Annotated in this window: 10 protein-coding genes; 7 read left to right on the plus strand and 3 right to left on the minus strand. The window is 38.7% G+C overall.

Annotated features, from left to right (window positions below):
- Window positions 1-51 precede the first annotated feature (51 nt).
- A complete protein-coding gene (locus tag METEV_RS03650; protein ID WP_013194210.1) occupies window positions 52-1,326 on the minus strand; it encodes an adenylosuccinate synthase in 1,275 nt (424 codons plus the stop codon).
- A gap of 121 nt (window positions 1,327-1,447) precedes the next feature.
- Here METEV_RS03650 and METEV_RS03655 point away from each other — a divergent pair, with 121 nt between their 5' ends.
- The 6 genes from METEV_RS03655 to METEV_RS03680 all read left to right on the plus strand — a co-directional run bounded on the left by METEV_RS03655 (window position 1,448) and on the right by METEV_RS03680 (window position 8,038).
- Window positions 1,448-2,509 (plus strand): M42 family metallopeptidase, encoded by a 1,062-nt coding sequence (locus tag METEV_RS03655; protein ID WP_013194211.1) that lies wholly within the window; start codon window positions 1,448-1,450, stop codon window positions 2,507-2,509.
- A 117-nt stretch (window positions 2,510-2,626) separates the two neighbouring features.
- Window positions 2,627-4,084: a (R)-citramalate synthase gene (locus METEV_RS03660; protein WP_049890940.1), complete on the plus strand. Its 1,458-nt coding sequence runs from the start codon at window positions 2,627-2,629 to the stop codon at window positions 4,082-4,084.
- Between the two features lie 95 nt (window positions 4,085-4,179).
- Window positions 4,180-5,865, plus strand: coding sequence for an acetolactate synthase large subunit (locus METEV_RS03665; protein ID WP_013194213.1), 1,686 nt, complete (start codon window positions 4,180-4,182; stop codon window positions 5,863-5,865).
- Between the two features lie 2 nt (window positions 5,866-5,867).
- Window positions 5,868-6,353 carry an acetolactate synthase small subunit gene (gene ilvN, locus METEV_RS03670; RefSeq protein WP_013194214.1) on the plus strand — a complete coding sequence of 162 codons (486 nt, stop codon included), beginning with the start codon at window positions 5,868-5,870 and terminating at the stop codon, window positions 6,351-6,353.
- Window positions 6,354-6,407: 54 nt separating this feature from the next.
- Entirely contained in the window at window positions 6,408-7,400 is a 993-nt protein-coding gene (gene ilvC / locus METEV_RS03675) for a ketol-acid reductoisomerase (protein ID WP_013194215.1), read from the plus strand.
- Window positions 7,401-7,495: 95 nt separating this feature from the next.
- Entirely contained in the window at window positions 7,496-8,038 is a 543-nt protein-coding gene (locus METEV_RS03680) for a nitroreductase family protein (protein WP_013194216.1), read from the plus strand.
- 196 nt (window positions 8,039-8,234) lie between these two features.
- Here METEV_RS03680 and METEV_RS03685 read toward each other — a convergent pair whose 3' ends face one another.
- Both METEV_RS03685 and METEV_RS03690 read right to left on the minus strand, forming a co-directional pair.
- Window positions 8,235-10,553, minus strand: coding sequence for a DNA topoisomerase I (locus tag METEV_RS03685; protein ID WP_013194217.1), 2,319 nt, complete (start codon window positions 10,551-10,553; stop codon window positions 8,235-8,237).
- Between the two features lie 131 nt (window positions 10,554-10,684).
- Window positions 10,685-11,146, minus strand: coding sequence for a hypothetical protein (locus tag METEV_RS03690; protein WP_013194218.1), 462 nt, complete (start codon window positions 11,144-11,146; stop codon window positions 10,685-10,687).
- Window positions 11,147-11,276: 130 nt separating this feature from the next.
- Between METEV_RS03690 and thiC the strand changes: the two genes are divergently transcribed.
- On the plus strand, window positions 11,277-12,560 hold the full coding sequence (gene thiC / locus METEV_RS03695; protein WP_013194219.1) for a phosphomethylpyrimidine synthase ThiC: 1,284 nt from the start codon (window positions 11,277-11,279) through the stop codon (window positions 12,558-12,560).
- Window positions 12,561-12,665: the final 105 nt, after the last annotated feature.

The following is a 12,665-nucleotide window of genomic DNA, read 5'->3' on the forward strand; positions in this document are numbered from 1 at the left end:
CTCGACTATTGATGATGTACTTTCAAAGTGAACTACACCACCTATTGAGCATTATAGGTTCTTGAAGGTTTGTGCTCTACCAGGACCCACTGATATATATTCGACAGGCACACCCATAAGTTCTTCCAGGCGTTTAACATATTTTTGTGCTTTTTCTGGAAGGTCACCAAATTCTGTGACATGGGTTAGGTCCTGTTTCCATCCGGGTAACTCTTCATATACAGGCTCACATCTTGAAAGGTCGGATGTCAGTTGTGGAGGGTATTCCATATATTCACCATCAAGTTTGTACCCTACACAGATTTTAATTGGGTCAAGTTCTGACAATACATCCAGTTTGGTTAATGCTATACCTGTATAACCGTTTAAATTAATGGATTTTAATATAAGCGGTAAATCAATCCATCCACATCTTCGAGGTCTTCCGGTAGTAGTACCGAATTCACGACCTACATCCTGGAAGTGTTTTCCCACTTCATCATTAAGTTCTGTCGGAAGCGGTCCTTCACCAACACGTGTTATATAGGATTTTACAATACCCAGTACATTGGTTACCTTTGTAGGACCTACACCAATACTGGAACATGCAGAACCTGCTATGGTACTTGAAGATGTTACATACTTCTGGGTACCATGAATAACATCCAGATGAGTTCCCTGTGCACCTTCTGCCATGACACTTTTTCCGTTATCAATTGCCTTGTTCACCTCATAGGAGACATCCGCCATATATGGTTCCAGTTTTTTACCAAGTTTTACATACTTGTCAATCAGTTCTTCATCCATTACAATGGACGGGTCTCCTCCCAAAAATTCGATATCATTTTTCTTCTGGGGTGCAAGTTCTGAAAGTTTTTCTATAAGTTTGTTTTTATCTGTAAGGTCTGAAAACTGGATTTCATTTCTTGCTACTTTATCTACATAGGCAAAACCAATTCCACGTTTGGTTGTCCCTATTTTTTCAGTAAGTGCTGATTCACGCAGGTTGTCAAGTTCAATATGATAAGGCATTATAACACTGGTTTTTGAATCAACACCAAGTTTTTCGGGTTCGACATTGCATCCACTTTTTTCCAGCATATCTATTTCATCAGCAAGAACTTCAGGATTAAGAACCACTCCCGGACCTATCAAAACTCTGGCATTATAAAGGAAACCAGATGGGATAAGATGGAGTTTATAAACATCATCTCCAACTGTTACCGTGTGTCCTGCATTATCTCCTCCCTGAAAACGAACTATTATATCGTAATCTTTAGACATCAAATCGACAATTTTTCCTTTTCCTTCATCGCCAAACTGAGCACCTGTTAAAACCGTAAACATGGGAGTAGAATTTTAATTATATCCATAATAATGTTTTGATTTAAAACAAAAAACAAATATACATAACCAACTCAAACAATTTATATTCTTAAAAGCCTTGTACAGATATACGGTGATAACAATGGAACATATACAAAAACTGCTTGAAAAATTGTCAAATGCTCATGGAATATCGGGATCTGAAAACAATATCAGAAATATAATGGAAGAAGAAATCAGACCCTATGTAGACGACATCAGAACCGACAAAAACGGAAACCTTATAGCCACAAAAAAGGGCAGTGGACCTACCATAATGCTGGCTGCTCATATGGACGAAATTGGATTGATGGTCAAATACATCGATGACAACGGGTTTATAAGATTTGTAAAAGTCGGTGGATGGTTTGATCAAACACTTTACAATCAGCGCGTTGTAATAGACACTGAAAACGGTCCTATAAAAGGAGTCATCGGTGCCAAACCACCACATGTGATGAGCGACGAGGATAAGAAGAAACCGATAAAAGCAGAAGATATGTTTATAGACGTTGGTGCCAAGGATAAAGAAGACGCAGAAAATCTTGGTGTACAGGTAGGGTCTACCATATCTCTTGACAGGGATTTTGAACCCCTTGCAAATGGATTTATGACCGGAAAAGCCTTTGATAACAGAGCGGGTGTTGCCGTAACCATTGAAATAATGAAACAACTTTCAGAAATGGATGTTGATATAAAGCCTACTATATATGCTGTGGGAACTGTACAGGAAGAAGTCGGATTAAAAGGAGCTCGTACATCAGCATTCGGACTGAATCCAGACGCTGCCATAGCTATTGATACTACTATACCCGGTGACCATCCCGGTATTGAGAAAAAAGATTCAGCCCTTGAAATAGGAGAAGGGTGTGTTATTACTGTAATGGACGCTGGTGGCAGAGGATTAATCGCTGACAAAAATATTGTTAAATGGCTAAAGGAAACAGGAAATGAAAACGACATACCATATCAAATGGATGTTAGTGATGGCGGTACAACTGATGCAACTGCTATACATATTACAAGAGAAGGTATACCTTCAAGCACCATCAGTATTGCAACCAGATATATTCACTCACCTGTTGAACTCCTGAGTATAGACGACATGAAGTCTGCCGCAGACCTTGTAACCAAAGCAATTTTAAATACTGAAAAATATCTCTGAGCTTATATATTACTGATACTAATGGATAGACCATCGTTAAACATATCTAAGATAGATGTTTACTATATGCTGCATAAACAAATGTGAGGGATCATATTATTCGAAAATATTCGTTTTCTGGATACTACACTAAGAGATGGTGAACAGACACCCGGTGTAGCACTTACAACCGAAGATAAAGTATCGATAGCTCAGAAACTGGATGAGCTTGGTATAGATATTATTGAAGCCGGTTCAGCAATAACTTCAGAAGGTGAACGCGAGTCTATAAAAGCCATTACTGCAGAAAATATCAATGCTGAAATCTGTAGTTATTGCCGTATCAAAAACTCTGATGTGGATTATGCGCTCGAATGTGATGTTGATTCAATTCATCTGGTAGTTCCGGTATCTGACCTTCACATTACCGCTAAACTAAAAAAAGACCGGGATGAGGTACGCCAGATAGCAAGTGAAGTTACCGAATACGCTAAAGACCACGGGCTTATTGTGGAACTCAGTGGAGAAGATGCATCCCGTGCAGACCATGAATTCCTGAAATCACTGTATTCAGACGGTATTAGTGCAGGTGCAGATAGATTGTGCTATTGTGATACTGTTGGAATGCTTATTCCTGAAAAAACAAGAGAGATTTTTTCAGATATGTCGTCTTCCCTTGATGCTCCTTTAAGCGTCCACTGTCATGATGATTTTGGACTTGCTGTAGCCAACAGTGTTGCTGCAATTAATGCAGGTGCTCGTGAGTGCCACATGACTGTCAACGGTATCGGCGAAAGAGCAGGAAACACTTCGCTTGAAGAAGTTATAATGATACTTGAATGGCTGTACAATTATGATACAGGTATTAAACTTGAGGAATTATACAAAACATCAAGAACTGTAAGCCGTTTGACAGGCCTTCCTGTTTCTGCTAATAAAGCTCTTGTTGGAGAGAATGCATTTACCCATGAAGCAGGAATTCATGTTCACGGTCTACTGGCAAATACCTCTACCTATGAACCATTAAAACCAGAAACAATAGGTAGAGAGCGAAAAATTGTCATGGGCAAACATGCAGGTAAAAGTTCATTAAAACTTGCACTCAAAGAACTCGGACTTGAAGTTGATGAGTCTCAACTTGACGAGATACTGAGTAGAGTCAAGGTACTGGCAGATAAAGGAAAACGTGTTAGCGATGCAGATATCCAGTCCATTGCTGAAACCGTTCTTGAAATTTACCGTGAACCCAAAGTCAAACTGGAAGAACTTACTGTCGTTTCCGGAAATACTGTCACACCCACCGCATCCACTAAACTCAATGTCAATGGTCAAGATATAGTTGAAGCGGGTGTTGGAAACGGACCTGTAGATGCCGCCATTCAAGGAGTCCGAAAAGCCATATCCGGTGTTGCAGATATACAACTTCAGGAATATCATGTGGATGCTATAACAGGTGGTACTGATGCACTTGTGGAAGTACTGGTTAAACTTTCAAAAGATGGAAAGATAATTACTTCCAGAGGGGCTCGCACTGATATCATAATGGCATCTGTTGAAGCTGTTTTAAACGGTATTAATTATTTATTGGATGAGTGAAACTTATATGCTTCAGGTATATAAGTTGGCTCAACCAACACCAGATATTTAAATTATCAATATTCATATCAATCACAAAATTATGGAGATGTAGCATGAAAGAGTCTACAGAAAAAATGACCGGTGCACGGGCTCTTATTGAATGTCTATATAAAGAAAATGTGGATACAATATTTGGGTATCCCGGTGGTGCTGTACTTCCTATATATGATGAAATTTACAAATCGGATTTAAATCATATACTTACACGACACGAACAATCAGCAGCCCATGCTGCAGATGGATATGCAAGAGCTACAGGTAAAACTGGTGTATGTGTTGCTACCTCGGGACCCGGAGCAACCAATCTTGTAACAGGGATTGCAACTGCATATATGGATTCAATCCCTATGGTTGCCATAACAGGACAAGTCCCCACTTTTATGATAGGTAATGACGCTTTCCAGGAAGCAAACATTACCGGTATCACACTGCCAATTACAAAACACAATTATCTTGTACAGGATGCAAATGACCTGCCAAGAATAATAAAAGAAGCATTCCATATTGCATCAACCGGAAGAAAAGGTCCTGTTCTAATCGATATACCAAAAGATGTTACCGCACAGGAAATAGACTTCCATTATCCAGATAAAGTAGAGCTGAGAGGATACAAACCCACTTATAAAGGTAACCTTCAGCAGGTTAAAAAAGCCTCAGAATATATAGAAAGGTCGAAAAAACCGGTAATATACGCAGGTGGAGGCATCATTAATTCCAATGCCAGCGATGAACTAAAAGAATTTGCCGAAAAAATCAACGCCCCAGTTACAACTACACTTACAGGTATAGGATGTTTCCCTGACGACCATCCCCAGAATATGGGTATGCTTGGCATGCATGGAACAAAATATGCAAACTATGCAATACAGGAATCCGACCTTATAATCGCTGTTGGGGCAAGGTTTGATGACAGGGTTACAGGAAAAATCGCAGCATTTGCCCCAAATGCAGATATAATACACATCGACATAGACCCTGCAGAAATTTCAAAGAATATCAAGGTAAGTGTACCAATAGTAGGAGATGCTAAATGGATACTGAAATCATTGACTAAACAGGTAAGCACATGTGATTTTGGACCATGGCTTCAAAAAATCAATCAATGGAAAGAGCAATATCCTCTGAAATACTTTGAAAATGAAGATGTTATAAAACCACAATATGTTATCGAGCAGATAAATGATGCATGCAGAGATGCAATAATTGTTACAGAAGTCGGGCAACACCAGATGTGGGCTTCACAATACTTCAAATTTAAAGAGCCACGTACATTCATTACTTCCGGTGGTCTCGGAACTATGGGATATGGATTCCCTGCAGCTCTTGGTGCAAAAATCGGCAAGCCTGAAAAAGTGGTTTTTGATATTGCAGGGGATGGTTCATTCCAGATGAACTGTCAGGAACTTGCGACAGCAGTACAACATAATATCCCGGTTATTGTCGCGGTAATTAACAACTGCTATCTGGGCATGGTCAGACAGTGGCAGGAACTGTTCTTTGAACAGAGGTATTCATGTACATGTCTTGAAGAAAGTGTTGATTTTGTCAAACTTGCCGAAGCCTATGGTGCATTGGGTCTTCGAGCTGAAAAACCAGAAGATGTTCGACCTGTAATCGATGAGGCTCTCGCATCTGAAAGACCCACTGTTATTGATTTTGTGGTAGAAAAAAGTGAAAATGTATCACCAATGGTGCCCGCAAGCGCTGCAATCAATGAAATACTGGATCTGGAGAGATAATAATGAAGCACACACTTGCAGTTCTGGTTGAGAACAAATACGGTGTCCTTGCACGAGTGGCAGGACTTTTCTCAAGACGAGGCTACAATATAGACAGCCTGGCGGTAGGAATTACCGATGACCCGGATATATCCCGGATGTCCATTGTAGTACACGGTGATGACCATGTACTGGAACAGGTAACCAAACAATTAAATAAACTGGTTGATGTTATAAGAGTTACCGATTTAGATGCAAAAGATTCGGTTGAACGAGAATTGGCACTTATAAAAGTGACAACCGACACCAAAACAAGACCTGAAATCATGCAGATAGTGGATGTTTTCAGGGCCCGTACTGTTGATGTTGCGGCAAAATCCATGACAATAGAGATTACTGGCAACGAGGATAAAATCAACGCAATAGAACAGCTTTTACGCCCGTTCGGTATAAAAGAAATGGTAAGGACCGGTAAAATTGCGATGACAAGAGGAATTAAAAAATCCTGAAAATTAAAATTACGTTTAATCATATTATACAATAAAAAAACAGAGGTAGTAAAAATGGTAGAGATGTATTATGATGATAATGCGAATATCGATGCATTAAAAGACAAAACAATTGCAGTTATAGGATACGGAAGTCAGGGTCATGCACAGGCACAGAACCTACATGACAGCGGATTGAATGTTATAATCGGTTTAAGAGAAGGAAGTTCTCGCTGGAAACAGGCAGAGAATGACGGACTTGAAGTAAAATCCATATCTGAAGCCGCAAAAGCCGCTGATGTAATACAGATACTTATGCCTGATGAAGTTCAGGCAAATGTTTATGAATCACATATCAAACCCGGAATTGAACCCGGTAACGCCATAGTTTTCTCACATGGTTTCAACATCCACTACAACCAGATCGTACCCTCAAAAGATATAGATGTCTATATGGTTGCTCCAAAAAGTCCGGGACATCTTGTCAGAAGAACCTTTGAAGAAGGTGCAGGTGTACCAGGTCTGATAGCTGTATATCAGGATGCCACTGGAGATGCGAAAAACCTGGCTCTTGCCCATGCAAAAGGTATAGGATGTACCAGAGCAGGAGTCCTTGAAACCAGTTTCCGGGAAGAAACCGAAACTGACCTTTTCGGAGAACAGGTAGATCTTTGCGGTGGAGTGAGTACCCTTATAAAAACCGCATTTGAAACACTTGTTGACGCTGGATATCAGCCTGAAATGGCTTATTTTGAAACATTCCATGAATTGAAATTAATTGTTGACCTCATCTATGAAGGCGGTCTTGAAAAAATGTGGAGTTCGGTATCCAACACCGCTGAATATGGAGGGCTTACTGTAGGTCCAAAAATAATAAATGAGCAATCAAGAGAGGCGATGTATGAAGCACTCGAAAGAATCCAGAGCGGTGAATTTGCCAGAGAATTTGTACTTGAAAACCAGACAAACAGTCCTGTATTAAGTGCTCTGGAGAAAAAAGAAAAAGAACACCTTGCTGAAAACGTAGGCAAAGAATTAAGATCCAAGATCCCCTGGCTTCAGGGATAAAATCTGGAATTTGTTCAATTAAAGAGTTTTCCTGTTTGATAACAGGAAAACTTTTTGTTATTATGGGTTATTTAACTGATTAAAGGGTGTCAATTTTGCATACATTAGATACAATAAAAGCCAGAAGAAGTATAAGGAAATTTGAAAATACTCCTGTTGAAAAAGAGGATATAGATACAATTCTGGATTCAGGTCGATGGGCTCCATCAGGATTAAACAACCAGCCCTGGAGATTCATTGTTATACAGGACAAAGAAACTATAAAAAATCTATCTACATGCACCCACTACAGTGAAATTGTAGAAGGTGCACCTCTTTTAATTGTGGTATATCTCTACCATGAGGTCTTATACAACTATGTTAAAGATATACAGTCCATTGGTGCATCCATTGAAAACATGCTACTTGCATGCCATGAGCTGGGACTGGGTGCAGTCTGGCTGGGAGAGATTCTAAACCAGGCTGAAAGTGTTAACACCATACTGGAGACACCCGAATCCTTCGAACTCATGGCAGTAGTTGCCATAGGACATCCAGCAGAAAAGTCAACGTCAGAGCGAAAAGAGATACATGAACTTGTATATAGTGAAAAATTCGGTAACAGATGGATAGAAGAAAATAGAGACGAAGAGTATTGATGGGGTATAGGAGGTAAGTTTTTTGGGATTATTAGCTTGATTAAAGGGTGTAATGAAAAATCAAGCTTTTAAACTTTTTGATATTTTCTTCGTCTCTATACGAACTATTTGTTAGTTAGTATATATAAGACCTTTGCTTAAATTACTCAATAAAAATAATTATATCAAAATTTTGTTACCCAGTAGAAGAATAATATCAAAGTTTGTTGATGCATTTCCGATTTACACAAAACTCTTTTGCTTCTTTTTCCTTTTCTTTTACACGTACAATATTCCAGCCGCATTCACATGTATCATCAAGGATAGTCAATCTGCCTGATTTGGGAACAGACTGGGTATAACCACATTTATTGGTGCATCCCAGAAAACGTGAATCCTTGGTCTTTATTAAAAACATATATCCATCGCAATTGGGACACTGTCCGACAATTTCAGGTGGAAAACACTCATTTTCCATATCGCATTTGAAACATGGTCCTATACCAACAGCCCAATGATATTTATTACCCACTTTGATTACAGCAGGTGCTCCTTTTTTACATTCACGACTTTTCATTATGTTCAAAGCACCTTTTTTGGGGAGGGGGTAGGTATTTTTACATTCAGGATAACCTGTACATCCCACAAACCTGCCGTTATCAGTTGTTACTATTCGAAGAACACGACTGCATTCACTACATTTACCTATATAATTATCCGAATCTGCGGCAACACTTTCATCATAGATTGTACCGGCTATCTGTGATACCATCTCATCTTTATTGGAGGTAAGCTGGGAATACATCTGTTTTATAAGTGCTGTTCCCTCATTAATCGCTCCATCGAGTGATTTTTTACCATCTTCAACGTCCTGGATAAGCTGTTCTACACGTGCCCTGATTTCAGGTTTGACGATTAAAGGTACAGATTTATCCAGTGCATCCATAAGTGTAAAACCTGTATCAAGGATGGATATGGATTTGCCTTTTGTTTCAAAATACCCTCGTTTTTTGTTGGTTTCTATATGTGTAGGTGCTGTTGCTTTGGTACCAATTCCGTTTTTATCCATAAGTGTCAGAAGTTCTGATTCTGTAAGGCGTTTTGGAGGAGTAGTCTGTGAGTTGGTATTTGTGATTTTATTAATCTTTAACTTTTCATTAATTTCTATTTCTGGAAGAATCTTGTCGTTTTTGGCTTCAAAAGGATATACCCATATCCATCCTGATTCCTTTTTCACTGTACCTGTCGCATCGAATATTTCATCGTTGACAGAGATTTCAATCCGGGTTTTTTCAAAAACGGCTGGTTGCATCAGATTTGCAAGAAAATGTCTGACTATTAAGTCATACACATCCCAGCCTTTGGAATCGTTTACCGCATTGTTTATGTCACCTTTATTCGCCGACTTTATAGGATGAATCGGTGGGTGGTCTTGTGCATCCTTTGTACCATTTCTGGGATTGAAACCGTCTTCAGAATTTTTAAATACTTCAAGTGCAAGCTCTTTATGTGCTTTTTTTGTCAGCTCTGCAACACGGGATTGAAAATCAAAATCGTTTGCATATTTATTTGTTTCAGTCCTTGGATAGCTGGTAAACCCTGACAAATACAACTGTTCTGCAATTTCAAGTGCTCTGTCTGAATTAAGCCCCAGAAATTTGGATGCACGTTTTAAAAATTCATTTGTATTTAACGGATAAGGCGGACTGGACTTTGTCTCTTTTACTTTTTTGTTTGTAACCTGTCCGGTTTTGCAATCACTTATTTTATTGTAAACCGCGTCCGCCTTTTGTTTATCAAAAAATTTGCCTGTTCTGTGAGTACCCTGAAAATCAATGTCGTTGTGAGTAAAAACTGCCTCTATTTTCCAAAAATCCCTTGGCTCAAATTCTTTAATTGCTTTTTCTCGTTCATAGACAAATCCGCATGTGGGTGTCTGGCAGGGTCCTATGGAAAGTACACCTTTGGTTCTGGCTTTTTGCTGGACTGAAAGCGTGATATATCGGGTGAATGCGACACCCATTTTCAAATCCAGTATTTGCCGGGCTTTTGCTGAATTAGCCAAATTTACATCGGGCTCTACAGGATTCTGAAAAGCTTTTTTTATTTCACCGGTGGAAAGGGATGAAAAGCGCGCCCGTTTTATTGGTGAATTACATACTTTTTCTGCAATTGATTTTGCTTCAAAACCAATGTTTTCCCCTTCTCTGTCATAATCACATGCAAGGATAATCTCATCTGAATCCTTGGCTAAACGGGATATAGCATTGGCAAAAGCCTGTTTGGTTATAAATTGTTCAGGCATGGTGTCGATAAGTACACCGGGGTCGACATCTTTCCAGTTATTATATTCCTGTGGGTAGTCATAAGTCATTATATGACCTGATAATCCCATGATTCGCCATTGCTTCCCGTCCTTTTTAAATTCATAAACGTTTACACCCTCAAGTGTTGTACGTTCAAAATTACCCTCACTGAGAATACTGGCTATCTGGGCTGCAGCCTTATTTTTTTCTGCAAAAGCAACTATACTCATTCTTATGTTACCTGTTAACGTTATCTTATTTACGATTTTTGAGAATTAGATGAGTTAATTTATTTGATTTTAAATGTCATATATAAAGTCGTTCCATAAATCATGATTGCATATACAAAAAATTATATTGATTAACCACCCGGTATTGGATGAGAAGTTACAGAGGTTATATTTATACGTTGAATAAACGGTTCCAATTCCAATAATTCTTCCTTTGATAATCCTGTAGTATTAAGGCGAATATCATTTTTTATCTGGATGAAACCTTCTGGTTCAATTGATTTATTAATTATTTGTGTGGTATTTTTTGTAACAATAATATCTGAAAAATTCTGGCTGAATTCTGGTTTAAAGGTTTTTATCAATAATTTATGCTCATTTCCGTTGTACAACGTAAAATTGTATGAATAAATCTGTATATTGGTGTTGTTCTCATCGAGTGCACCGAGTGAAGTTGTACTTTCTACAACCTCCAAACAGTCATTGGTTTCTACATCCTGAACACCAAACATAGGTACTGAAATACCCACTGCCAGACCGATTAGAAATACAGTGAACACACTTAAAATATGGTTTTTTAATCTATTATTCATCAACATTCCCTTTTATACTGGTTTATATAATCAGGATAATAAATCATTTTTCTTTTTGCATCAATTGTGATGAAACATATATATTGGACTAAACCTTTATTTTGCAAAGAAACCCAACAAGAGAGTAACAATGACATTAATGGAAGATGCTAAAAAAGGCATTATCACACCTTTAATAAAAAACGTGGCTGAAAAGGAAGGGATTGATTCTGAAACCGTGCGTTCATGTGTTGCAGAGGGACTGATAACCATTCCGAAAAACGTCAACAGCAGTTCTAATCCCTGTGGAATTGGAAAATACATGAGTACCAAAGTAAACGCCAATATTGGTACATCCAGAGATTATGTGGATATCGATACCGAAGTAGAAAAAGCAAAATCCGCAGAAAGATACGGTGTCGATACCTTAATGGATTTGTCCACTGGAGGAGAACTTGACAAGGTAAGGAAAAAAATAATGGACTCTATAAACATGTCCTTTGGTACCGTCCCCATTTATCAGGCTGCTTCACCACATAAATCTGTTGTGGATATGTCATCCGATGATATGTTCAATGCGGTTTTAAAGCATGCTAAAGACGGTGTGGATTTTGTTACAATACATGCAGGAGCAAACCTGAATGCTCTTGACAGGCTCAGAAACAGTAACAGAATAACAGATGTTGTCAGCCGTGGTGGTGCTTTTACCATAGCATGGATGGTTCATAATGAACAGGAAAATCCATTTTACAGTGAATTTGACTATCTTTTAGAAATTGCTCATGAATATGACATGACATTAAGTCTTGGAGACGGTATGCGTCCAGGATGCATAAATGATGCTTCTGACGGACCAAAATTTATGGAGTTCATAACACTGGGAGAACTGATTAAAAAAGCTCGAAACCAGAATGTTCAGATGTTTGTTGAAGGTCCGGGACATGTACCAGTGGATGAAATTGAGCTTAGTGTTCAGGGAATGAAAAAACTGTGCGATGGGGCTCCACTTTATCTTCTGGGTCCTCTTGTAACTGATATTGCTCCCGGTTATGACCACATAACAGGTGCTATCGGCGGTACTCTTGCTGGAATGTATGGGGCGGATTTTCTATGCATGACAACACCCTCAGAACATCTTGCACTGCCCTCTGTTGAAGATATAAAGGAAGGAGCAATGGTTACAAGGATTGCTGCACATTCTGCCGACCTTGTTAAAGATGGACAAAAAGAACGTGCACATAGCGTAGATACTGAAATGGCTTATGCACGTAAAAATCTGGATTGGAATACACAGTACAATCTGGCAATTGACAGTGAAAAAGCCCGGTCTATCAGAGAAAGTAGAGTGACCGAAAGTGATGCATGTTCCATGTGTGGAGACCTCTGCGCCATGGAAATTGTCAAAAAGGCTCTGGAAAAAGATAAGAGCAATTAAACGAAAATAATAATATTACATGTAACTGTACCGAAATTAATTAAAAAATTAAAATAAGAGGGTTACAATTTAAATAGTATAAAATAAGGTAATCGTCAAAGGGAA

The sequence above is a fragment of the Methanohalobium evestigatum Z-7303 genome, assembly GCF_000196655.1.
Taxonomy (GTDB): Archaea; Halobacteriota; Methanosarcinia; order Methanosarcinales; family Methanosarcinaceae; genus Methanohalobium; species Methanohalobium evestigatum.

Excerpts from the sequence above, each read along its gene's own strand:
- METEV_RS03690 (WP_013194218.1), bottom strand. The coding sequence starts at position 11,146 with ATGAATAATAGATTAAAAAACCATATTTTAAGTGTGTTCACTGTATTT.
- ilvC (WP_013194215.1), top strand. The coding sequence starts at position 6,408 with ATGGTAGAGATGTATTATGATGATAATGCGAATATCGATGCATTAAAA.
- METEV_RS03650 (WP_013194210.1), bottom strand. The coding sequence starts at position 1,326 with ATGTTTACGGTTTTAACAGGTGCTCAGTTTGGCGATGAAGGAAAAGGA.
- thiC (WP_013194219.1), top strand. The coding sequence starts at position 11,277 with ATGACATTAATGGAAGATGCTAAAAAAGGCATTATCACACCTTTAATA.
- METEV_RS03685 (WP_013194217.1), bottom strand. The coding sequence starts at position 10,553 with ATGAGTATAGTTGCTTTTGCAGAAAAAAATAAGGCTGCAGCCCAGATA.
- METEV_RS03655 (WP_013194211.1), top strand. The coding sequence starts at position 1,448 with ATGGAACATATACAAAAACTGCTTGAAAAATTGTCAAATGCTCATGGA.
- METEV_RS03665 (WP_013194213.1), top strand. The coding sequence starts at position 4,180 with ATGAAAGAGTCTACAGAAAAAATGACCGGTGCACGGGCTCTTATTGAA.
- ilvN (WP_013194214.1), top strand. The coding sequence starts at position 5,868 with ATGAAGCACACACTTGCAGTTCTGGTTGAGAACAAATACGGTGTCCTT.